19 protein-coding genes are annotated in these 24,525 nt (G+C 43.1%); 15 read left to right on the top strand and 4 right to left on the bottom strand.

The features are described 5' to 3' along the window. The first annotated feature begins 90 nt into the window (after window positions 1-90). From ACOIT5_RS18540 to ACOIT5_RS18525, 4 genes are all read left to right on the top strand, one after another. Complete coding sequence (locus ACOIT5_RS18540) at window positions 91-852, top strand: IS5 family transposase (RefSeq protein WP_423126326.1); 762 nt, start codon at window positions 91-93, stop codon at window positions 850-852. A 163-nt stretch (window positions 853-1,015) separates the two neighbouring features. Next, window positions 1,016-1,294 carry a transposase gene (locus ACOIT5_RS18535; RefSeq protein WP_423126434.1) on the top strand — a complete coding sequence of 93 codons (279 nt, stop codon included), beginning with the start codon at window positions 1,016-1,018 and terminating at the stop codon, window positions 1,292-1,294. Next, window positions 1,291-2,139: an IS3 family transposase gene (locus tag ACOIT5_RS18530; RefSeq protein ID WP_423126433.1), complete on the top strand. Its 849-nt coding sequence runs from the start codon at window positions 1,291-1,293 to the stop codon at window positions 2,137-2,139. The genes ACOIT5_RS18535 and ACOIT5_RS18530 overlap by 4 nt, the downstream gene beginning before the upstream one ends. 262 nt (window positions 2,140-2,401) lie before the next feature. Then, the gene (locus ACOIT5_RS18525) at window positions 2,402-5,302 is read left to right on the top strand and encodes a TolB family protein (RefSeq protein WP_423127656.1); all 2,901 of its coding nucleotides are present in this window, start codon (window positions 2,402-2,404) and stop codon (window positions 5,300-5,302) included. On the opposite strand, the gene ACOIT5_RS18520 is transcribed toward ACOIT5_RS18525, so the two are convergent. After that, the gene (locus tag ACOIT5_RS18520) at window positions 5,279-6,496 is read right to left on the bottom strand and encodes a metallophosphoesterase (RefSeq protein ID WP_423127655.1); all 1,218 of its coding nucleotides are present in this window, start codon (window positions 6,494-6,496) and stop codon (window positions 5,279-5,281) included. The two genes, ACOIT5_RS18525 and ACOIT5_RS18520, sit on opposite strands and share 24 nt — an antisense overlap. Window positions 6,497-7,360: 864 nt before the next feature. Here ACOIT5_RS18520 and ACOIT5_RS18515 point away from each other — a divergent pair. The 10 genes from ACOIT5_RS18515 (at window position 7,361) to ACOIT5_RS18470 (ending at window position 16,112) form a co-directional block, all read left to right on the top strand. Further along, a complete protein-coding gene (locus ACOIT5_RS18515) occupies window positions 7,361-7,801 on the top strand; it encodes a helix-turn-helix domain-containing protein (RefSeq protein ID WP_423127654.1) in 441 nt (146 codons plus the stop codon). 36 nt (window positions 7,802-7,837) lie between these two features. Then, entirely contained in the window at window positions 7,838-8,617 is a 780-nt protein-coding gene (locus ACOIT5_RS18510) for a dihydroorotate dehydrogenase electron transfer subunit (protein WP_423127653.1), read from the top strand. Further along, complete coding sequence (locus ACOIT5_RS18505) at window positions 8,605-9,516, top strand: dihydroorotate dehydrogenase (protein ID WP_423127652.1); 912 nt, start codon at window positions 8,605-8,607, stop codon at window positions 9,514-9,516. Before ACOIT5_RS18510 ends, ACOIT5_RS18505 begins: the two co-directional genes overlap by 13 nt. Before the next feature lie 50 nt (window positions 9,517-9,566). Continuing rightward, window positions 9,567-10,841, top strand: a complete 1,275-nt coding sequence (locus tag ACOIT5_RS18500) for a serine hydrolase domain-containing protein (protein ID WP_423127651.1) — start codon at window positions 9,567-9,569, stop codon at window positions 10,839-10,841. 81 nt (window positions 10,842-10,922) lie between these two features. Beyond that, the gene (locus ACOIT5_RS18495) at window positions 10,923-11,378 is read left to right on the top strand and encodes a hypothetical protein (RefSeq protein WP_423127650.1); all 456 of its coding nucleotides are present in this window, start codon (window positions 10,923-10,925) and stop codon (window positions 11,376-11,378) included. A 183-nt stretch (window positions 11,379-11,561) separates the two neighbouring features. Beyond that, window positions 11,562-12,848 carry a dihydrolipoamide acetyltransferase family protein gene (locus ACOIT5_RS18490; protein ID WP_423127649.1) on the top strand — a complete coding sequence of 429 codons (1,287 nt, stop codon included), beginning with the start codon at window positions 11,562-11,564 and terminating at the stop codon, window positions 12,846-12,848. Between the two features lie 7 nt (window positions 12,849-12,855). After that, complete coding sequence (locus tag ACOIT5_RS18485; protein WP_423127648.1) at window positions 12,856-14,901, top strand: alpha-ketoacid dehydrogenase subunit alpha/beta; 2,046 nt, start codon at window positions 12,856-12,858, stop codon at window positions 14,899-14,901. A gap of 43 nt (window positions 14,902-14,944) precedes the next feature. After that, entirely contained in the window at window positions 14,945-15,451 is a 507-nt protein-coding gene (locus tag ACOIT5_RS18480; protein WP_423127647.1) for a flavodoxin, read from the top strand. Between the two features lie 12 nt (window positions 15,452-15,463). Beyond that, the gene (locus ACOIT5_RS18475; protein ID WP_423127646.1) at window positions 15,464-15,703 is read left to right on the top strand and encodes a hypothetical protein; all 240 of its coding nucleotides are present in this window, start codon (window positions 15,464-15,466) and stop codon (window positions 15,701-15,703) included. Further along, entirely contained in the window at window positions 15,642-16,112 is a 471-nt protein-coding gene (locus ACOIT5_RS18470; protein WP_423127645.1) for a methylglyoxal synthase, read from the top strand. The genes ACOIT5_RS18475 and ACOIT5_RS18470 overlap by 62 nt, the downstream gene beginning before the upstream one ends. Window positions 16,113-16,818: 706 nt before the next feature. Here ACOIT5_RS18470 and ACOIT5_RS18465 read toward each other — a convergent pair. After that, a complete protein-coding gene (locus ACOIT5_RS18465) occupies window positions 16,819-18,009 on the bottom strand; it encodes a tetratricopeptide repeat protein (RefSeq protein ID WP_423127644.1) in 1,191 nt (396 codons plus the stop codon). A gap of 78 nt (window positions 18,010-18,087) precedes the next feature. After that, window positions 18,088-20,583, bottom strand: a complete 2,496-nt coding sequence (gene gyrA, locus ACOIT5_RS18460) for a DNA gyrase subunit A (RefSeq protein ID WP_423127643.1) — start codon at window positions 20,581-20,583, stop codon at window positions 18,088-18,090. A gap of 277 nt (window positions 20,584-20,860) precedes the next feature. Between gyrA and ACOIT5_RS18455 the strand changes: the two genes are divergently transcribed. Continuing rightward, on the top strand, window positions 20,861-23,377 hold the full coding sequence (locus ACOIT5_RS18455) for an ATP-dependent Clp protease ATP-binding subunit (protein ID WP_423127642.1): 2,517 nt from the start codon (window positions 20,861-20,863) through the stop codon (window positions 23,375-23,377). A 79-nt stretch (window positions 23,378-23,456) separates the two neighbouring features. On the opposite strand, the gene ACOIT5_RS18450 is transcribed toward ACOIT5_RS18455, so the two are convergent. Further along, a complete protein-coding gene (locus ACOIT5_RS18450) occupies window positions 23,457-24,485 on the bottom strand; it encodes a mechanosensitive ion channel family protein (RefSeq protein WP_423127641.1) in 1,029 nt (342 codons plus the stop codon). Window positions 24,486-24,525 lie beyond the last annotated feature (40 nt).

Here is a 24,525-nt window from a genome sequence, read left to right as displayed (position 1 = left end):
CCAAGGTGTTTATAATTAAACAATTGGTTATCAGCTAACTATATCAGGTTAGATTTTCTTTGCACTAAAATAACGACAAATTAGTGTACGATGAAAATTTACCCAAGTGATTTAACCGATAACCAGTGGCAAGTTATAAAAGATTTGTTTGAACAAGAGCGAAAAAGAAAACATAGTTTACGATCAATTGTGAATGCAATTTTGTACATAACCAAATCCGGTTGCCAATGGCGGATGCTCCCCAACGACTTTGCGCCATGGCAGACAGTTTATTATTACTTCAGACAGTGGAAGTTAAACGGGCTTTTGGAGGAATTGCATGATTATCTTGTCGAAAAGGTCAGGGTGCAAAAAGGCAGAAACCCTGTTCCATCTGTTGGCATAATTGACAGTCAATCCGTTAAAACAGTCAATGTTTGTCAAGACGAGATTGGGTATGATGGCGGCAAAAAGATTAAGGGCAGAAAAAGGCACATTGTTGTTGATACCCTTGGCTTACTACTGGCCATTGTAGTCCATTCAGCAACGCCACATGACAGCAAGGCCGCAGAACTTGTATTTAAAATCCTTAAAAATAAATACATAAAAGGGATCGTAAAAATATTTGCCGATGGCGGTTATCGGGGGGAATTAATAGAGACAGCCAGGATAAAATTTGGTTGGGCCCTCGAAATTGTCAAAAGAAATGAAGCCCACAAATTCAAAATCCTGCCTAAAAGATGGATTGTTGAAAGAACATTTGCCTGGATTTCATTTCAACGACGGACCTCGAAAGACTATGAAAGGTTGACCGAAACAAGTGCAGCCTTTGTCCAATTATCAATGATAAGATTGATGCTTAACAAATTTTGACAATGATTTCAAAACAGTCTCTAACATTCTTCCCGTAAAGATTCGTTTTCTTTTGAATATTAAAAAGAAACGAAGTTTCATCTCACCCGCTTTACAGGAGTACTATAATTACCCCCAAATTTAGGACAACAGAATTAATTTGAAATTATTAAAATTGTTGTCTATGAAAAGCAGAAGGAAATTTACAGCAGAATTTAAAGCCAAGGTGGCCGTCGAAGCCGTGAAAGAAAGGGAAAGCATCGCGGAACTGGCCAAGCGTTATGATCTTCATCCCAACCAGATCACCAACTGGAAGCGGGAGTTTTTAAATAAATCCTCAGTTGTTTTTTCGGAAGGATCAACCAAGGGTGACAAATCGGAAGACAAGGAAAAGCAGAAGCTGTACGAGGTGATTGGCCAGCAAAAGGTAGAGATTGATTTTTTAAAGAAAGCCTTGTCATGAAAGCCAGTCCCGCAGAGCGGCGCAAGATTGTTGACAAGGCCCGCCACAAGCTCAGTATCAAGCGGCAGTGTGAACTGCTGGGCATTCATCGTTCCGGGTACTATTATAATTTACAGGAAAAGCAAGAAGATGCCTTCAACCTTGAATTGATGAAACTGATCGATCAGCATTACCTGAAACATCCCTATATGGGAGTTCCGTCGATGACCCAATGGTTGGTCCGGGATATGGGGTTTCAGGTCAATCATAAGCGGATAGCCAGGTTATACCGGTTGATGGATTTGTCGGCAATCGTTCCGGGCCCGCATACCTCAAAAGGATGTAAAGAGCATAAGAAGTATCCCTATTTGCTGCGCAGCCTTGTCATTGAGCGGCCCAACCAGGTTTGGGGGATCGATATCACGTATGTTCCGGTCAGGCATGGCTATTTGTACCTGGTGGCCATTATTGACCTTTTTAGCCGTTTTGTGGTTGGATGGTCCCTGTCCAACACGATGGAATCCGAATGGGTACTGGAGACGGTCAAAGAGGCTATCAGCCAACATGGCAAGCCCGAAATAATCAACTCAGACCAGGGCAGCCAGTTTACCAGCGAGTTGTACACCGGTTTTCTGACAGGTGAAAATATCACCATCAGCATGGATGGACGGGGCCGTGCCACGGACAATATCTTTATTGAAAGACTGTGGCGCAGCCTGAAATACGAAGATATTTATCTGAATGCCTATGAAACGGGGCCCGAACTCTATATGGGGCTGAAACGATACTTTCATTATTACAATCAACAAAGACGGCATAGTTCGTTGGCTTACCAGGTTCCAGCAGAGATTTTCCAGGCAGCCTGATGAGTTATAAACAAAAACCAGAGATGTTGACAAAAGAAAAAAGTAGCCAAAAAAGAAAAGGTGTTAATAACCAGAATAACTCTCCGCTTCTCTGCGAGTTATTTCCGGTTGTTAACACCATTGCATCATCATTATCATCAAACTTAGTTTTATATTTATCCTGTCCTAAGGATGGGGGGAAGCATATACAAAATGAGGATGGCCGCTTATTCTTTCATGTGATATTTTAACTATATTTCAACTTTATTTTAGAATTGACCTGATGATGCAGCCGAAACACTTTGCAGTACTTATCTTTTTCATTTTAGTCCGGTTTACAGCATTTGCCCAGTATTTCTCAAGCGGTGATGATCCGGCCGGAATTAAATGGAAGGAGATCGTAAATACTCATTTTCAGATTATTTTCCCGGAAGGATACGAAGAAAAAGCCAATCAGCTTGCCCACGTTCTCGACCATGTATACGAATATGGTTACCGGACCCTCAATCATCCGCCAAAAAAAATCTCGGTGATCCTGCATACACATGCCATCAAGTCGAATGGACTGGTGGCCTGGTCGCCCAAACGGGTCGAATTATTTCCAACGCCGCACCAAAAGATCTACGCACAGGATTGGCTGGAGCAGCTGGCGATACACGAATTCAGGCATGTTGTACAGATGGATAAAATCCAAAACGAACTGCCGGCCATATTCCCGGTTCTGTTTGGAGAACAGGCAGCTACTCTTGCCGTTGGCGCTTATTTACCATTCTGGTTTATTGAAGGGGATGCGGTTGTGACAGAAACCGCGCTGACCAAAGCCGGACGGGGACGCTTGCCTTATTTTTTAATGGAAAACAAAGCCCAGGCCGTCGAGAAAGGCCTCTATTCATATAATAAAGCGAGTATGGGTTCGTACCGCGATTTTGTACCCAACCGGTATAGCTTTGGCTACTGGATGGCCGGGGGGATTCGCGAAGCTTATGGCCCCGAAATCTGGACCGATGTGTTGACACGTATCGGAAGGGCGCCTTTGTCGGTGAATCCGTTAAACAGGGCGTTGAAACAAAAAACAGGAATGAACAAAGAGAAACTTTATAACGAACTGTTTCAGAACTACCTGGATGAATGGAAATCGGAGCAGCGCGCATTGCAACTGACCCGGCAGAATTCAATCAGCCCGAAAAAACAATCATCTCACACAAATTATCTCTACATCTCAGCGTTGTCTGGTGATTCAGTGATTGCCTATAAAGAAAGCCGGAACGACATCGGACGGATTGTTGTTCTGACCAATGGCAAAGAAAAACCGGTTCATACACCGGGGATAATCCTGGAAGAATCGTTTTCAAAAACCGATGAGCTGTTAATCTGGGCAGAAAGGCGGCCCGACCTGCGGTGGACACATGCCGACCGGTCAGTCGTTGTGGTATATAACACAAATACAAATATAAGAACGGTTATCCAGGCTGAAAATAAATTGTTCAGCCCGGTGATTTCTCCTGACCATACCCGTTTTGCAGCAGTCGTTGCCGACCATTCCGGGAAATACTACTTAGCGGTTTTTGATTTAAAAACAGGGGAGGTGCTTCACCGGTTTTCCACCCCCGATAACCAGTTTTTTTTCACACCAGATTGGGATACGGACGGGAATACTTTATATGTTATTGCACTTAATTATCAGGGGAAGTACCTTACTTCGCTGAATACCGGTACCGGCGAGTTTACAGCGTTAAGCGAACCTGGTCGCGACGATATTCGCAATCCGCACTTTTTCAACGGAAAATTGTATTTCACCTCGTCGGTTACCGGAATCGATAATATATTTTCAATCGATGTTGAAACCCGCGAAACTGAACAGCTTACTTCGGTGCCGTACGGAGCAGATTATGCCTCGGTTAAAAACGGACGTTTATTTTTCAGTAATTATATGGCAGACGGTTATGTTGTTGCTGCAATCAACTTAAATGAAACCCTCGGTAAACCATCCCATCAAATTGAACCGTACAGATACCGTTTGGCTGAGTCACTGGCAGCACAGGAAGATACCGTACTTGATTTCAGCCGTAACGAACCGTTGCGATATGGCTTAAAACCCTACCGGAAGCTGGCTCATTTATTCAATTTTCACAGTTGGGCGCCGGCTTACATTAATGTGAACGACTACGAAGTAAAGCCCGGCGTTTCGTTGATGTCGCAAAATAAACTGGGGACTGCCAGTACACATTTAGGCTATGAATACGATCTGACAGAGAAAGCCGGAAAATATAAGGCTAATTTCGAATACTCAGGTTTGTTTCCGGTTATTGAAACAGAATTTGCTTACGGAAACAGAAAATCGAAGTATTATGAAATCCTGGAACGAAGAGATAACCAGGGAAATGTGATCAGCCGGGATACGACACTAAAAAGCTTCTCCTGGAAAGAACTGGATATTGACTTTGGGTTGCGCCTGCCCCTGTATTTCAACAGCGGAAAGTACACGCAATTGTTACAACCTGAAGTAACTTACGGGTTTAGAAAAGTGATTCACGACGACACAACACCTGATCGGTTTTTCAAGGGGTACTATCATTTTCTTTCCTATCGTTTCTATTTCAAGAATGTAATCCGAATGGCCGAACTCGACCTGCAACCGGATTGGGGGCAGGTGTTTGAACTGATATACCGGCACAGCCCCTCCGGAGATATCAGTCTTGGTCATTTGAACGCATTCCGCTCGAACCTATACTTTCCTGGTTTTATGCGTAACCACGGATTCCGGTTTTACAACGGTTACCAGCAAAAATCGTCAAACAGCGATGTCGGATTTTCGGATATGATCCGGTATCCGCGCGGATTCAGCAGTTTCAATAATACTGATTTTTATTCGTTTGCAGCCGACTATGTCATGCCGCTCTGTTATCCGGATCTGAGTCTAGGACGGTTGTTCTTCCTGAAAAGAATCCGGACATCTCTTTTTTATGATTATGCCAATTTAAAAGGGAATATCTATAACAATGATGGGACGATTCATGGGAAATTTAACGCCAACCTGAAATCACTTGGACTCGAATTAAACGGCGACGGGCATTTCCTGCGTTTCGTTGCTCCGGTTTCGGTTGGCTTGAGAGGAATATATCTTCCTGATTACCGGGATTTTAACGTGGAATTCCTGCTTTCAATCGATTTTAACGCCATTTGATCTCAGGGTGATCACGGTTATTTCGGGAGCCATATCAATTCTCCCGGGAAAACCAACACAGCCAATTCCCCGGTTTACATACAGGTATTGTTTGTCGTGCCGGTATAAACCCCCCCAGTGTTTCTGGATGAGAGAAATCGGACTAAACTCGATGCCGGCAATTTTTAAGGCAAATTGTCCGCCATGAGTATGTCCCGAAAGGGTTAAATGAGCATTAGTTTGGTTTATCACCTGACTTTCCCAGTGCGACGGATCGTGGGTTAACAAGATTTGAAACGAATTTTCGGGCAGCCCTTTCATAGCTTCTTTCAGATTGGCATATTGAGGAAACGGCTCATGTCCCCAGTTTTCAACGCCAATAACAGCGATCGACGTATCTCCAATTACAACCAGTTCCGACTCATTCAGCAACAGCCTGAACCCTGCCTCAATCAGTTTTTGGTTAACCATCTGCCGGTTGAAGATCTTGTCCTCTTTTTTCTGCCAGTCCGAATAATCGCCGTAATCATGATTTCCCAGAATCGCAAACTTCCCGTAAGTTGCCTGCATGGCTTTGAGATGTTCCTCAAATCCGAGTATTTCCTGGTAATAGTTGTTTACAATATCGCCGGTAAAAAAAATCAGATCAGGCTTATGCCGGTTAATTTCCCGGGCACAACGCTCCAAAAACTGGTCGTTTTCAAAACTGCCCAGATGAATGTCTGAAATTTGAATGATCTTTAGCTGATCCAATGATTCAGGTAGGCCGGGCAATGTCAGTTCAACCAATTCCGTGCGGATCGTCTTTTTTCCGAACGCTACAGCATAGCCAATATTTAAGATGATTCCCAGACTTAAAATCATCCCGCACAATAAAATCACCTGAGAACTAATTTTCTTTTTAAGTAAGTGGAAGGGTAATGAAGAAACTGCAAACAGCGAAATCACTGTTTTTGGAATTATATTCAGGAAAGAAATAAAAATAACGAAGTAAAAAAACTGGTAGTTGCTTGTTTGCCTGATTTTGTCCGGATTTAAAAAAGCCATCAGCCAGATGACAAGAAACACAATCGTTACCCCTAAATAAAATAAGCTTACTCTCTTTTTCAGCTTCCGTTCGTGTATAAGCCGGATAATTGCCCAATAGGCCAGCGCTTCGGTAAGTAAGATAAATAAAATGAAAATGAGTACAGCTGATCCCGGAATGCCTCGCATATTTAGATTTTTGAAATTTTACCGAACGAAAATAAGCATCTTAAACGAGAATCAGATGAGTAAATAACAATTCTCATGCAAAACCGGTAGTTATTAAATTGGGCCATAACAGAGAATATCATATAATTCACTAACTGTCAATTTGATAAGCGATGAAAGAGCGGGTTTTAACCGTCTGAGAATGGCATAAACTAATTTTAATCGCCGGGAGTACCCGAATTTCGTGAAGAAAAGAAGAGAACAAAAAACGCACTTCTAAATATCTGTATAAAACGGAAAGCATAAATGCTGAAAAATAAGAATTCACCTGAATGCATCAGCTTTCCCGAAAAGCTGCCTTTTCAGGTAACGTGCGAAAAACAAGTTAAAGTCATTTCAAAAATAAGCCGGCATGGAAAGTAACAGAGAAGCGAAGCAGGATGCCGATAATTTACAAAAGTTAACAGGAGTATATTTTAATCCACCTCAAATCGGTCATGTTTTCAGAAATAATCGAAGATAAATAATCGGGTAGGAGAGGATTTCATTTACACAACTAAATTGCGGAAAAGACGAACATATAAACAAATAAATAAATTATAATGTATTTAAAATCAGCTAATAAATTATTATATCTGAAGTATAAGTACAATCAAAGTGTTTCAAATTTACCAACTCGATCCAATATCAAACAGATAATAGATATATAAGCCATCAAATCAGATATTTAAGAAATTTATTTAATCTTTAAATTAAATTAATACCGAATGATTTCAAATTCAGTAATTCTTTAATGAGTTACATTTGTGATTTTTGATATTTCACAGATGTGTTTTGAAATTTAATTTTCTTCATTTACTTTTGTGAATATCTGAAATAGCCGAAATGAACAACCGGATTAAGCAGTTTATAGACCAAAAAGGCCTGACTCCGTCGGAGCTGGCCGACACGATTGGCGTACAGCGGTCAAATATTACACATGTTCTTCATGGGCGGAATAAACCCAGCTTTCAGTTTATCGCCAAATTACTTGAGAGTTTTCCCGAAATTGATGCAAAATGGCTGATTATGGGCGAAGGCAACATGCTAAACAAACCCGAATCGCAAACAAAAATTCATTTTCAGGGAGAAGAAACGCCAAAAAAAGAGCCGGTTCCGGTTGAAAATCCACAGCCATCGGTAAAAACAGAAAGCGCTCCTGTCAAAGCGAAACTCAACCGGGACGATCTGCCGGTTTCCGGTTTTTCCCCGAATAATAAGGAAATTGAGCGAATTGTTGTTTTTTATACTGACCAAACTTTTAAGCAATACATGCCCTCAAACTGATTTTTCTTCTATATTTGTCCGCAAAATATGTTTGGAATGAAAAAAACCATTCAGGAATTATTGCTTCTTGAAAACGCACAATTAAATCACGATAATTTTCGTTTGGTACTTCAATCAGAATCCCCGTTGCCGGAGATTTTTCCGGGGCAATTTGTGAATGTCGAGATTAAAAAAGCGACTGAAATATTCCTTCGGAGGCCATTTTCGGTGTTGGATGTGGATTATGAGAAACGAACCTTTTCTTTACTGGTAAAAATACTCGGTCGGGGCTCCAAGGTGCTGACGACCTATCAGGCCGGAGAGAAAATCAGCGTGATATTCCCCTTGGGAAAAAGATTTTCACAGCCGGAACCTTCTGATAAGGTTTTGCTGATTGGAGGAGGAAGCGGAGTTGCTCCGATGTTGTTTTTATCGAAAGTGTGCGGCTTAAATCCGGAAAATGTCCATGTGCTGCTGGGAGCGCGGAGTAAGGCTGATCATATTGACGTCAGCAATTACCGGGGAAACGGGAACTTTTATTTCACGAGTGAAGACGGCAGTCTGGGCGAAAAAGGTTTTGTTACGGGTCATTCTATATACAAAAATGAATTAGATACGTTCAATAGAATTTACACATGTGGACCTGATGCAATGATGAAGGCGGTTGCTAAAGACGCAGTCAGAGCCGGGGTGTTTTGTGAAGTGTCGCTTGAGAATATGATGGCTTGCGGATTTGGGGTGTGTCTTTGTTGTGTGGAAAAAACAACTTCGGGTAACAAATGTGTATGTACAGACGGTCCCGTGTTTAATATCAATGAACTGACATGGCAGATTTAACGGTAAAAATAAATGACCTGATCTTCAGAAATCCGGTGTTAACAGCATCAGGAACCTGTGGATTTGGTGAAGAAATTTCGGATTTTATGGACCTGACCGGGCTTGGCGGTGTTGTGATGAAAGGCACAACGCTTAAACACCGGGAAGGTAACGACTATCCCAGAATGGCCGAAACCCCGTCGGGAATGCTGAATGCGGTGGGATTACAGAACAAAGGGGTCGATAACTTTATCAAAAACATCTATCCCGGGATTAAAAATATAAACACCAATTTCATCGTTAATGTAAACGGCTCAACCATAGAAGAGTATGTTGAGTTAACTGAACGAATAAATGAATTGGATAAAATTCCGGCAATTGAGCTGAATATCAGCTGTCCGAATGTCAAAGAGGGCGGGATGGCTTTCGGGGTAAGTTGCCCTTCTGCAGCAGCAGTGGTAAAAGCGGTTCGGGCGGTATACAGCAAGCCGCTGATCGTGAAGTTATCGCCCAATGTAACGGATATTGCCGAAATAGCCAGAGCAGTTGAAGACCAGGGGGCCGACAGCGTTTCGCTGGTAAATACGTTTCTGGGAATGGCTGTTGACGCTGAAAAACGCAAACCGGTGCTTTCGACGGTTACCGGCGGACTTTCAGGCCCGGCAATTAAACCGATTGCGCTTCGAATGGTCTGGCAGGTTTATCAGGCTGTTAAAATCCCGGTTATTGGTATGGGCGGTATCATGAATGCGACTGATGCAATTGAATTTATCCTGGCCGGCGCGTCTGCTGTGCAAGTCGGTACAGCAATTTTTATTGATCCGACGATTCCTCTTCAGATAGTGGAAGGAATTAATGCTTATCTTGACAAGCATCACATGGAGTCAGTCAATGAATTAATAGGTAGTTTACAAGTGTAAATCATGTAATTTAGGATTGTATTTTGCGATATTTTGTAGTTTTAATAATTGTGATCGTATTTGTTTTATCCTTCGGAACACGGGGATATCAAACGGAAAAACTGATCCCTCCGTACTATCAGCTGGAACTGCAGGGTTTGAATAATCGGATCAGCAACGAAATTTCCGACTTCGATCATGCACCCTATATTCAGGGCCAGATGGAACGGTTTATGGCGCAGTGGGGACTAAGAGGTGTTTCAATTGCCGTCGTAAAAGACGAGCAGTTGGTTTATGCTCAGGGGTTCGGAATGGCTGATGATAACGGGACGCAGGTGCAGCCTGGACATCTTTTCAGGTTAGCCAGCGTTTCCAAACTGATTACGGCTGTTGCCATTATGAAACTGGTGGAAGAAAATAAACTATCGCTGGATGATTGTGTATTTGGTCCGGATGGCATCTTGAAGAATCCGATTCTTGATCAGGTCCGGGATAAAAAGATATACCGGATCACGGTGAGGCATTTGCTGGCACACTCCGGAGGTTGGACACAGCGGTACGGCGACCCGGCCTTTAATCTGCTGACAATCGCTGAAAAATTAGGTGACATGCCTCCTGCATCCATCGAAACCCTTTACCGCTATATTTCAACCCGCTGGCTGTCATTTGCTCCGGGAAGTCAGGTGGCTTATTCCAATATCGGCTATATGTTTTTAGGAGAAGTAATCAGCAAAGCTGCCGGAAAACCTTATGAAACTTATATCCAGGACGATGTTTTATTACCCTGCGGCATTATGGATATGCACGTTGGGAACAGTTACCAAAAGTACAGACAATCCAACGAGGTACAGTATTACGAACAAGACGGAAGTGAGATGATTCCTGAATTTAATGGTTCCGGCATGCTGGTGGCCAAGTCGAACGGAGGGAATCCGATTGAAATGCTTGGCGCTGCCGGAGGTTGGATCAGCTCGGCTGCTGAATTGGCCAAATTCATTACCCTGATCGACGGTCAATCTGCTATTGCTGACATCCTGACTGAAAAGTCGATACTGGAAATGACCGACAATACCTATGCGAAGGGCCCGCTGGGATGGAAAACTACATTAAGCAACGGGAACTGGTGGAGAACAGGGAGCATGGCCGGAACTTCAGCCATGTTGAAAAAACAACCCGACGGGATTACCTGGGTTTTTCTTGCAAATTCAAGCAGTTGGAAAGGCTCCATGCTTCCTGCTGAAATTGACCGGCTGATGCATAAAATAACCAGCCTGGTAAAAGAATGGCCGGAACGCGATTTGTTCAATTATTATCCGATCCATTCTCTGCCTTTGGCCTATAATTAACAGGTTGTTTTAAACATTTTTAACTTTTTTACACCATTTCTCAAGTGGATATTCTCTATTTTTAGAGCAAAAATCTGAGGCATGAGACTTTCCCTGCTGTTTTGTTTTGTTTTCTTAACGGTTGTTTTGGCATCAGCCCAGGAGCAGTATGTATTCGAAAGTTCTTCGGTTGCCATTCCTAAGATTGAACAGTGCCCGGAAGATAACTACCTGAGTGAAAATGTCCGTATTAAACTCGAACAGTTTAACCTGATTTATACCCGGAAAGTAGAACGCGGTTCTCCCCAATATATGGCCTCTACCGAAATCATTAAACCGGATCTGTACTATTCAATCCAGAAACTGACCCGGTATTTTTGCAAATGCATGAAGAAAGGAACTATCGGGAAAGCAAATGCAGAATCTGAACTGGCATCTATTCTGGACAAATGTTTCCAAATCGTTTCGCAGGATACAGCCCCCCTTGAGGCTGAACTTCGGGCAACAACCAACCCGGAAGAAATGATCCATGTTTTTGCTAAAATTACTATTCGTTAGGCCGTTAATACAGCTGCATCAGCGGTCAGTTTCCGTCAAATAACCTCTTTTTTCAGATTGCCCCGTTTGTGTATTCAACATTCTGTTGCAAACACCCGTATACCTTGAACTTTTCAGGTTCTGGCTTGTTCTATGAGGTGAAAATTTGCTTGTGATATATTGTTAAATAAAATAAAGTGGAACATGTCTGAATTTAAGATTCAAATGCCCAAGATGGGCGAAAGCGTTCAGGAAGCAACCATTACAAAGTGGTTTGTAAAAGAAGGCGATAAAGTGGAAGAAGATGATATTCTTTTTGAAATTGCCACCGAAAAGGTTGATTCTGAAATTCCATCTCCGGTTGAAGGAGTTATTACCAAAATTTTGTTCGAAGTTGATGCAGTCGTCCCGGTAGGCGAAATAGTCGCCTATATCAAAACAGATGATGACGACGATGCTGATACGCCGGAAACTGATTCAAAATCAGAAAAAATAAAAGAACAGCAGGTCGCCGCGGCCGGTGCAGACAGCCCCGAAACCTTCAAAGGCGCCTCCCGGTTTTATTCCCCGCTTGTCCGCTCCATTGCCAAGGAGGAAAATATTTCGTTGGCCGAACTCGAAAAAATTGAAGGAAGCGGTGTACATGGAAGGGTCCAGAAAAAAGACATTCTGGCTTACATCGAGGAAAAATCGCAACCTGCTACCCTTAAAAAAACAGAAATAAGTTCAGCTCCGGAAGCTCCAAAACCCGTATCTCCCAAGGTTTCCGTATCTATTGGCGCCGACGACCAGATCATTGAAATGGATCGTGTCCGCAAACTAATTGCCGAGCACATGGTGAATTCGGTGCAAGTTGCTCCGCATGTCACTTCAGTTGTTGAAGCCGACGTGACAAACCTGGTTCTGTGGAGAAAAAAAGCAAAAGATGAATTCCAAAAAAAATACAACCAAAATCTGACGTTCATGCCTGTGTTTACCGAGGCCGTAGCAATGGCCTTGCGTGAATTTCCCCTGGTGAATTCTTCGGTTGACGGAGACAAAATCATTCTCCGCAGCAAGGTAAACATTGGGATTGCTGTGGCAAAACCTGACGGCAACCTGATTGTTCCCGTCATTAGAGATGCGGATCAGAAAAACCTTGCCGGTTTGACCAGTTCTTTAAACGACTTGGCTAACCGGGCCAGAATCAATAAATTATCGCCCGATGAAATCACGGAAGGAACCTTTAGCATTACCAATTTTGGATCTTTCAGAAACATCATTGGAACACCCATTATTAACCAGCCGCAAGTAGCCATCCTGGCTACCGGTAGCATCGAGAAAAAACCTGCTGTCATGGAAACGCCAACCGGCGACGCCATCGTGGTCCGTCACAAAATGTTCCTGTCGTTGTCATACGATCACCGGATTGTCGACGGGGCTTTGGGCGGAGCTTTTTTGAGACGAATTGCAGACATTCTCGAAGAATTTGATATAAACCGAAAAATTTAATTTGATTATGAGTAGTGTATATCCCAAAATTTATACGATAAAGAACGTAAACAAAGAAACTCTTTCCGAATGGTACAAGACCTTGGTCGTCGGGCGAAAACTCGATGAAAGGGCTCCAAATTACCTGAAACAGGCTATTGGCTGGTCGTATCATGCACCTTACGCCGGACACGACGGAATTCAGTTTGCCATTGGTCAGCATTTCGATCGGAAAACAGATCATCTGTTTCCTTATTACCGCGATATGATGACCTGTTTCTCTGCCGGTTTAACTGCCGAAGAAATCATTCTGAACGGCATATCGAAAGCCACGGATGTTGCCGGAGGAGGTCGTCACATGTCGAACCATTTTGCCAAGCCGGAATGGAATATCCACAACGTGTCGTCCTGCACCGGCAACCACGATTTGCATGCAGTCGGTGTTGCGAGGGCAATGAAATATTACGGGCATAAAGGTGTTTCAATTACCTCACACGGCGAATCATCGACATCGGAAGGTTATGTTTATGAGGCAATTAACGGTGCATCGCTCGAAAAGCTGCCTGTTATTTTCGTCCTTCAGGATAACGGATATGGTATTTCCGTACCCAAACACATGCAGACAGCTAACCGGAAAACTGCCAACAATTTCAGCGGTTTTAAAAATCTGCGCATCATCCACTGCAACGGGAAAGATGTTTTTGATTCGATGAATGCTATGGCCGAAGCAAAAAAGCATGTGCTGGAAGCCGGCGAACCGGTCATCCTGCAAGCCAATTGTGTGCGTATCGAATCCCATTCAAATTCGGACCGGCATGAATTGTACCGGAATGAAACTGAACGAAACTACGTGCGCGAGTACGACCCCCTCTCCAAATTCAGGCGTTTATTACTGAAATACAACCGCTTTACCGAATCTGAGCTGGTTGAAATTGAAGAACAGGCGACCCTGGTTGTCAAGGATGCGCACAAAAAAGCGATGAAAGCTCCGGATCCTGATCCGGCAACCATTTTCGATTTTGTGATGCCCGAAGCCTACCAGGCTGAAAAATATCCCGACGGAACCCATCAACATGACGGGGAAAAACTGAAATTGGTTGAAGCGATTAACAAAACGTTAAAACAGGAATTCCGCCATAACCCGGACACCTTTATTTGGGGACAGGACGTTGCCAATAAAGAGAAGGGCGGCGCTTTCAACGTAACCAAAGGAATGCAGCAGGAATTTGGCGAAAAACGTGTGTTCAGTGCGCCAATTGCCGAAGATTTTATTGTTGGTACGGCCAACGGAATGAGCCGCTTTAATGATAAGATCCGGATCGTCATCGAGGGCGCCGAGTTTGCCGATTATTTTTGGCCGGCCATGGAGCAATATGTCGAGTCGAGCCATGATTACTGGCGGTCGAACGGACAATTTGTGCCCAACGTAACAATTCGCCTGGCTTCAGGCGGTTACATCGGCGGCGGATTGTATCACTCTCAAAACATCGAAGGCGCTCTGGCAACCATTCCCGGGGTACGTATTGTTTATCCAACCTTTGCCGACGATGCAGCCGGCCTGTTGCGTACGGCGATGCGGTCAAGGGGGATGACCGTATTTATGGAACCAAAAGCCTTGTATAACGCGGTACAGGCCGCAGCCCCTGTTCCTGACGATTTTGAAGTGCCCTTTGGAAAAGCCCGGATCCGTAAGGAAGGCAAGGACATTACATTAATCACCTATGGTAATACCTTGATATACAGCCTGGAAGCGGCTAATAAATTGATTGAGGAAGGAATTGATGTGGAAGTGATTGACCTCAGATCTTTAATTCCACTGGATAAAGAAGCAATCCTCAAATCAGTTAAAAAAACCAATAAGGTAATGGTTGTACACGAAGATAAAGTATTTGCCGGATTCGGTTCCGAAATTACCTCCATCATTATGGAAGAAGCATTTGAATACCTTGACGCGCCGGTAAAACGGATTGGATCAACCTATACGCCTGTGGGCTTTAACCGGATTCTGGAAAAAGCAATTTTGCCCGATACCGATAAAATTATGGTTGCGGCAAAAGAATTGCTGGCATATTAAACAAAGCTAAATTCCATCAGGCATAAATAAAAAACAAAATCAAATGAAGAGAATAGGAATATTTTACAGCTTCAATTCCAATAAAACCGCCAAAGTTGGTGAGAAAATCATCGAAGCATTTGGAAAAGCCGACATTGAGGCTGTAAATGCAGAAGAAGTGAATGAGGAAAACTTCACGAAATATGATAACATCATTGTTGGTGTGCCAACCTGGTTCGACGGCGAATTGCCCAATTACTGGGATGAATTCGTACCGGCCCTCGAAGATCTGGATCTAAAAGGGAAAAAAGTCGCTATTTACGGTTTGGGAGACCAAAAAGGATACCCGGAAAACTTTAATGACGGCGTTGGTATATTTGCCGGATTGGTTGAATCAGCAGGCGGCGAAGTTGTTGGTTTTACGTCGCGCGATGGTTATACCTATGAAGGTTCCAGGGCCGAACGCGGTGAACTGTTTTGCGGTTTATGCATCGACCAGGAAAATCAGGCCCGTTTGACAAAAGGGAGAATTGAAAAATGGGTGGAAGAATTGAAAAAAGTATTTTATTAACATCAGTACAAAATGATGAAAACATTAGAAAGCATGGGCCATTCGCTCATGCTTTTTTGTGTTATGAAATCATTTTATCTGAAAATGGGCCGATCAGTGAAGATTAAAAAGAACCGGGGAAACCTTATCTTTGCAGGGATAGCTTACAAATTGAAATTTCGCTTACACATAAAAAAAAATCAAACAGAAAATGAAAAAGAAAAAGACCATAGCCCTCGTGGCGCACGACAACCGGAAAAAGGATTTGATTGAATGGGTTTCATACAACTGGAACGAATTTTTACCTCACAGCCTGGTATGTACCGGTACTACCGGCAAACTGATTCAGGACACTTTGATGCAAAAATGCAGGGAAAATGATGTCATCCCGCCGGAAGTTTTGCGGCTAAAATCAGGGCCGCTTGGAGGAGACCAGCAATTGGGTGCATTAATTTGTGAAGGCAAGGTCGATATGCTGATCTTTTTCTGGGATCCGATGCAGCCGCAACCGCATGATGTGGATGTTAAAGCCCTGTTGCGAATTTCCGTTTTATACAACATTCCGACCGCATCGAACCGCTCAACCGCTGATTTTATCATCTCATCCCGGCTTTTCCACCAGGATTACACACCCATCGTAAAGGACTATTCTTCGTATATGAAACGAGACATTGATGCCTGATTTGTATTCCGATTGAGTAAGCCCGGTCAGAATAATTCAATAATGTAAATTCATTTATAACTGATTACTAGAGTGCTATTTTGCATTTCGAATAACTTGTTTAATGTGTAATTCACAAATGTAACTTATAATTAAAGTGATATTGTCCTCTTGAACAGGTGGGTAAGTGAGCTGGTACAAAAATCGCTTTTCCGGCGCCGGATAGCTATTGGCCGTGCCGGTGAAAGTTCACTAAAGGCTTGAACTGAATTTAACGAGGAAAAAGCGGTGTTATGAATTTATTAGATCCGATGCGCCTAAGCGCCCAAAATCTGCAACATAATTAACCGGATTTCTTTGGCATTTTTCTGTATTTGTCTACTGTTGGACGCAAATATTGGATTTTTGATTTAGACGGATTCAACAGGGATATTATGAGAAAAAGTTTCTTTGGCTGGTTCCTGAGTTTATTCGCTGTGCGTTTGAACAGGAATCAGAAAGAGAAAATATTTTTTGAAACGGAACTTGTTTTTAAACCCGAAAAATCGTGCACAAAATATGCGTTAATCTGGCCTGTTTATTATACGCACCAATTAAGCCTGATTTCCGGGCCTAAACCAAATTTGCGTTGTATTTTAATTTCACCCCGTTTGTCCTATAGTTGATATTATGTTATTTTTATGAAATCGAAAAAAGAGGGAAAAATTCCCTCTTCTGTTTTTGTTTATTATTTCAAATCTTCCAGCTTCTTATTTACCTCTTCAAATTTATCCATCATTTTCAAACGGTAATACAAGGTTTTTAACGATTCGAGCGAATAAGTATCCTCCGGATTTACTTCTGAAGCTTTTTCCATGTATGGAATTGCTTTCGTAAATTCAGCATCGGCTTTGTTCTTTTCAACTTCGTATTTATCCGGTTGATTACTTGGAACGGCATTAGCCACATCTACTTGTTTAACACCTTTGTTATAATAAATTGCTCCCAGGTTATAATAGGCATCAAAATAATCAGGTTTTAACTCAATGGCCTTTTCATAAGCCAAAATTGCTTTCTCAGTTTCAGCTATTTTATCATACAGTGAGCCCTGTGCAAAGTAGAATGATGCATTTCCCGGATCCTGTTCAATCGCCAGTTCCAGGTATTTCATGGCTTCATCAACCTTATTGGCATTCAAATAAATGTTGATCATCAGAACCAAAATCGAGCTGTTTTCCGGATATTTTTCAAAACCTTCCTGCAAGGTCAATAATGCACTTGCCGTATCTTGTTTGCTTGTATAGCTCGAAGCAATCAGTTCATATGTACGGGCACCATTATAATCGTATTTGGCAGCTTCCTTGTAATATTTAATGGCCTCGTCATATTTTTCCGCATTGTAAGCAGCCAGACCGGCATTGAAAATAATTACCGTATCAATCACGGCATCTTTTCCGGCTTCGGTCATCAAAGGTTGTTTCTGAATTTCAAGGATGTATTTGAATGATTCCAGCGCCAGATCATAATTATTGGCATTAAACGCATTAACAGCTTGATCGGTAAAATCGGAAATCAAAAAGGTTAAGCCTATTTTAACACCGTTTCCGCCGTTATTTTTCGGATCAAGTTCAATCGCTTTTTTAAACGATTCCCAGGCAGTTTTTAAGGGATCTTTTGCCAATTTTTTGATGTTTGCATCTTTCGACTGGTAAATCGCACGGTAAATTTCACCGCGAACTTCCCACGTTTTTGCCCATGAAATTGATTTTTCTGCTTTGGCATTTTCCGGGTCAATCGCTTCATTAATTGCTTCGAGAGCCTTATCCAGTTTTTGCGAATCTTTTAAAGTCTGCGCAGTGGTCACTTTTCCTTTTTGGGCAAAAGCTCCTGCAACAGCAATTAAAAAGGCAAATAATAATAAAATAGTTTTCTTCATCATCACAGTTAATTTAAGATATTTTTTTATTTTACAAATTTAGATTTTTTTACATCTGGTTCAATTCTGCCAAATGTTTTTTTATTCATTTTCAGGTTGATCAAAATCCTGATCTGTTTCTTCATTTTTCCGGTCGTCATCCGATTCGACACGAGCAACCGAGGCAATTGAATTGTCTCCTTTCAGATTAATCAGCCTGACTCCCTGAGTGGCCCGTCCCATAACCCGCAAATCAGAAATCGGTAAACGTATGGTTAATCCGTTAGCCGTGATAATCATCAGATCGTTGTTGTCGGCTACGCTGTTTATCGCAATCAGGCTACCGGTTTTTTCTGTTATATTGATCGTTTTTACGCCTTTTCCTCCCCGGTTGGTAATCCGGTAGTCTTCAATGCTCGACCGCTTTCCGAACCCTTTTTCTGATACCACGAGCACGTCTTCCGATTCGTTTTCAACAGATATCATGCCAACGACTTCATCCTGATCATTTCCGAGGGTAATCCCCCTAACTCCTGAGGCAGTTCTTCCGATTGCCCGAACAGCGCTCTCGTGAAAACGAATTGCCTTACCGGTTTTCACGGCCAGCATGATTTCGTGATTACCATTGGTTAATAACGCTTCGAGCAATTGGTCTCCTTCCCTGATGGTAATGGCATTAATGCCATTTTGTCGCGGACGTGAGTAAGCTTCGAGCGAGGTTTTCTTAATGATCCCTTGCTTTGTACAAAGAATGATGAAGTTATTGTTGATATAATCCCGGTCGTCCAGCCGCTTTACATTAATATATGCCAGCACTTTATCGTCCTGTTCAATATTCAGCAGGTTTTGAATGGCCCGCCCTTTTGATGTTTTTGTGCCTTCCGGAATTTCGTAAACTTTCAGCCAGAAACATTTGCCTTTTTCGGTAAACAACAACAAGGTGTTGTGCATCGATGCAACAAACATATGCTCCAGAAAATCTTCATCACGTGTCGTGCTGCCTTTAGAGCCGACTCCTCCCCTTCCCTGGGTCCTGAAATCAACGAGCGGTGTCCGTTTGATGTAACCCAGATGTGAAATGGTGATCACCATTTCTTCGTCCGCATAAAAATCTTCCGGGTTGAATTCTTCTGCATTCGGGACAATTTCGGTTTTACGACCGTCAGAATATTGTTTTTTCAACTCCGCAAGTTCGTCTTTGATGATTTGCATCCGCAGATCTTCGTTGGCCAGAATTTCTTTACATTTTTCAATGAATTTCTGTATTTCCTCATATTCCTGGTGCAGTTTGTCCTGTTCCAGTCCGGTTAACTGCCGGAGTCGCATTTCAACAATGGCGCGCGACTGAATTTCAGACAGCGCAAAACGTTCCATTAACCGTTCTCTGGCTTCATCAGGCGTTTTTGAACTGCGGATGATGGCAATAACTTCATCAATATTGTCGCTGGCAATAATCAGACCTTCCAGAATATGAGCGCGCTTTTCGGCCTGTTCCAGCTCATATTGGGTGCGTCGTACCACCACTTCATGCCGATGGTCCACAAAATAGCGGATCAGGTCTTTCAGGTTTAACAACCTCGGACGTCCCTTTACCAAGGCAATATTATTTACACTGAAGGACGTCTGGAGTTGAGTGTATTTGTATAACTTATTCAGAACGACATTCGATATCTCGTCTTTTTTAATATCCACAACGATCCGCATCCCCTCGCGGTCAGATTCGTCGTTGATATTCGAGATTCCCTCAATCTTCTTTTCATTGACCAGTTCCGCGATTCTCATAATCAACTCGGCCTTATTGACCATGTAGGGAATTTCGGTAATAATAATCCGTTCGCGGCCGTGTCCGTGGGTTTCAATATGGGATTTTCCCCTGATTACAATTCGTCCGCGCCCGGTCTCGTAGGATTCTTCTACCCCTTTGTAGCCGTAAATAATACCGCCGGTAGGAAAATCAGGAGCTTTGATGATTGGTATTAAGTCCTTGATTTCAATCTGTTTATTATCAATATAGGCCGTAATGGCATCAATCGTATCAGGCAGGTTATGCGGAGGCATATTGGTTGCCATACCAACAGCAATACCCGAAGCGCCGTTAATCAGCAAGTTGGGTATTCGGGTTGGTAAAACAGTCGGTTCACTCAGAGACTCGTCAAAGTTTGGTTGAAAATCGACCGTATTTTTGTCGAGGTCGCTCAGTGTTTCTTCGGCTATTTTTGACATTCTGGCTTCCGTGTAACGCATTGCTGCCGGACTGTCACCGTCAATTGATCCAAAGTTCCCCTGGCCGTCGATTAATGTATAACGAAGCGACCAATTCTGTGCCATGCGTACCATCGTCATGTAGACCGATGAGTCGCCATGCGGGTGATACTTACCGAGTACCTCCCCCACTATTCTTGCAGATTTTTTATATGGTCTGTTTGATAATATCCCAAGCTCATTCATCCCAAACAAAACCCGGCGGTGTACAGGTTTCAGGCCGTCCCGGACATCGGGTAAGGCTCGCGAAACAATCACCGACATCGAATAATCGATGTAAGCGGATTTCATCTGTTCCTCAATATTGATTTTTATAATTCTTTCTTCATCAGCCATTTAATCCTCCTTTTCAAGATTACTTAATGTTGTACAAATTTGACTTACAAAAATAAAAAAATAGTCATAAAACCGGACCTTTTCAGTTCATTTTAATGGCTGTTTCGCCATTAAAGTTTCAACAGCTTAATGTTCAAAAAATCAATTTATTGAACCTGTGGCATACAAAATTATATGTACCTTTATCAAACGGGCCTACGGTTGACGGGCCCTGCCATCAACATTTAGGAATAGTTTTTGTTATTACTGATACCATTTAAACTTAAGAAAACAGATTATGGATTCTCAATTCTCACCAAGAATAAAAGATGTTCTCACGTATAGCCGGGAAGAAGCGATCCGGTTGGGGAACGAACAGATTGGGCTGGAGCATATTTTTTTGGGAATTTTGAGAGATGGAGAAGGGATAGCGATTGACATCCTGTCGGGTCTGGGAGTAAATTTATCCGAAATCAAGGAAGCCGTTGAAAACGTACTTAGAACAGATAAAGAAATTGATCCTCAAGCTTCTATACAGCTCTTAAAATCAGCAGAAAAAGCGCTTAAGTTAGTTTACCTCGAAGCACGTGCGCTGGGCAGTCAAACCATCAGTACCGGCCATCTGTTGCTGGCTCTGTTAAAAGATAAAGACAGTCAGATTTCGACACTGATGAATGAATTTCACATCAATTACTATATTCTGAAATCACGGTTGGAAGATTACAAGGAACCTGAAGCTAAATCGGAATATGGCGATGAAGATGACGACATGGACGACCCTTTCGCCAAACCGTCGGCTCCGGGAGCCCCAAAAAAAGCCGGTACCGCAAAATCAGAAACCCCGGTATTGGACAATTTTGGTGTCGATATTACCAAAGCGGCCGAAGAAAATAATCTCGACCCGATTGTTGGCCGCGAAAAAGAAATTGAACGCCTTGCCCAGATCCTGTCCAGGAGAAAGAAAAACAACCCGATCCTGATCGGTGAGCCGGGCGTTGGAAAGTCTGCAATTGCCGAAGGACTGGCTCTTCGCATTGTTCAGAAGAAAGTTTCGCGCGTACTTTTCGACAAGCGGGTGGTCAGCCTGGATATTGCATCGATTGTTGCCGGAACCAAATACCGTGGTCAGTTTGAAGAGCGAATGAAAGCCATTTTAAATGAACTGTCGAAGGTCAGCAACGTCATTCTTTTTATCGACGAAATACACACCATTGTCGGAGCTGGTGGCGCTACCGGATCGCTGGATGCGGCCAATATGCTGAAACCAGCCCTGGCCAGAGGCGACATTCAATGTATTGGCGCAACAACCCTGGACGAATATCGTCAGCAAATTGAAAAAGACGGCGCTCTGGAACGACGGTTTCAGAAAGTAATGGTTGAACCGACTTCGGTGGAGGAAACCATCGAAATTCTGAACAACATTAAAGAACGGTACGAAGATCACCACAATGTCAACTATACGAAAGAGGCGATCAATGCCTGTGTAAAACTGACGGCCAGGTACATCACCGACCGTTTTCTGCCGGATAAAGCCATTGATGCTCTTGATGAAGCCGGATCCCGGGTACATATTTCCAATATCAATGTACCCGAGCGGATTGTCAAGCTGGAGCAAAAGATCGAATCGACCCGGGAAGAGAAAATACAGGCGGTAAAAAGCCAAAATTTTGAGTTGGCTGCCAGCTACCGCGATAAAGAAAAAAACTTGCTGCAGTTATTGGAGCAGGAAAAAGAATCGTGGGAAAAAGAACTGCTTAGCCACCGCGAAGTGGTAACAGAAGACAAAGTTGCAGAAGTGGTTGCCATGATGTCAGGCATTCCTGTTCAGCGGATTGCCCAGGCAGAAGGCAAACGCCTGATGAGCATGGGCATCCAGTTGAAAGGAAGCGTTGTTGGCCAGGACGATGCTATTGCCAAAATTGTAAAAGCCATCCAACGCAACCGTGCCGGACTGAAAGATCCGAATAAACCAATTGGTTCGTTCATTTTCCTGGGGCCAACCGGCGTTGGAAAAACACAATTGGCCAAAGTGCTTGCCACGTATTTGTTCGACAGCATTGACTCCCTGATCCGGATTGACATGAGCGAGTATATGGAAAAATTCTCCGTATCCCGCCTGGTCGGTGCTCCTCCGGGATATATTGGCTATGAAGAGGGAGGACAGTTAACGGAGAAGGTCCGCCGTAAGCCCTATTCGGTGATTCTGCTCGATGAGATTGAAAAAGCGCATCCGGATGTATTTCATCTCCTTTTACAGGTTTTGGATGAAGGACGTTTAACGGATAGTTTGGGGAGAAACATCGATTTCAAGAATACAATCATCATTATGACCTCCAATATCGGTTCGCGCCAGTTGAAAGATTTCGGTCGTGGTGTTGGTTTTACAACGGCTAAATCTGCGGCTGAAGATGAGTCGGATCATGCAAAGTACATTATTGAAAAGGCTCTGAAGAAGGCATTTGCCCCCGAATTCCTGAATCGGATCGATGATGTCATCATGTTTAACACACTGTCGAAAGACGATATCTATCAGATAATCGATATCGAGTTGAAAGGATTGTATGAACGCGTGGCATCGTTGAATTACAAATTAAAAATTTCGAAAGCGGCAAAAGACTTTATTGCCGAAAAGGGATACGACACCCAATACGGCGCCAGACCGTTGAAGCGAGCGATCCAAAAGTACCTCGAAGATGAAATGGCCGAAGTAATTATCCGGGCGTCAATTTCAGAAGGCGACACCGTTTCGGTAGGTTTTGACAAGAAAAATGAAAAGATAAAAATCCGGATTTTAGGGGCCACACAAAAGGCCTGATAACAAAGGCTGCATCAACCGCAAGGATATTACTGCTAGTTCAGTAAGGTTTCACTGCTGTTGGTGCAGCCTTTTTCGTTTATTTATTCCTGACTTCGACCCGGGCTTTAGGAAGGTACTGCGGATATTTTTCCTGAATAAAATGGATCAGGCTTTCTCGGATTTTTACCCGCAGGTCCCAGGCGCCCGGCGAATCGGCAGCGCTCATTAAGGCACGTAGTTCCAGGGTGCGTTCTGTCGCATTGGTCACCTGCAGTACATTCACTTTTCCATCCCATTCCGGAGAGGTTTTCAGTAATCGCGCCAGCTCATCGCGCAATACGTCCACCGGAAACCCGTAATCCACATAAATGAAAACAGTTCCCAAAATTTCAGCGGTATTGCGGGTCCAGTTCTGAAACGGTTTTTCAATAAAATAGGTAATTGGTACAATTAACCTGCGTTTATCCCAAATGCGAACCACCACGTAAGTCAGCGTGATCTCTTCAATCCAGCCCCACTCCCCTTCCACAATAACAACATCATCCAATCGAATCGGTTGGGTAAAAGCAATCTGAAAACCAGCCAAAAACAAAGCAATACTGCGTTGGGCCGCAAGGCCAATTATAATTCCCGCGATACCGGCGCTGGCCAACAGACTGATACCTACCTGCCTGATTTTGGGGAAGCCCAGCAGGCTTACCGAAAAGGCAATCAAAATGACCAGAACAATTAATATACGCTCAATCACAACCAGTTGTGTTTGCATTTTTCGCGCTTTCAGGTTGTCCCTCAACGTAATATCGTACCTTGCCATAATCAGTTGCCGGATACTCTTGATTGCAACAATTAGTAGCCAGGCAATCATCAGGTTAAACAGAATCGAGAAAATGACATGCAAATCAAACGGGAAGTTCTCGTTATCACGGTCTCCAAATACAACCGACAGGACCGTCGTGATTATCAAGGCGCCAGCCGGCACACTGATGTGTTTCAGCAGGCGAAGCCATACTTTTTCATGCTTTTCTTTCCTGACGATTTTTTGCAGAATTCGGTACAGCCACACCGACAGGATTAAACCGGCAACAACAACAGCCACGACCAGCAAAACAGTTTGAATATTGTTCATTGTAAAACAGCTTGTTTTACTATAGAAAGGAAAAACAGGG

This window comes from Gaoshiqia hydrogeniformans (genome assembly GCF_049347105.1).
GTDB classification, from domain to species: Bacteria; Bacteroidota; Bacteroidia; order Bacteroidales; family Prolixibacteraceae; genus Gaoshiqia; species Gaoshiqia hydrogeniformans.
The sequence above is the reverse complement of the archived record's forward strand: the minus strand, read 5'-3'. Positions and strand labels throughout refer to the sequence as shown.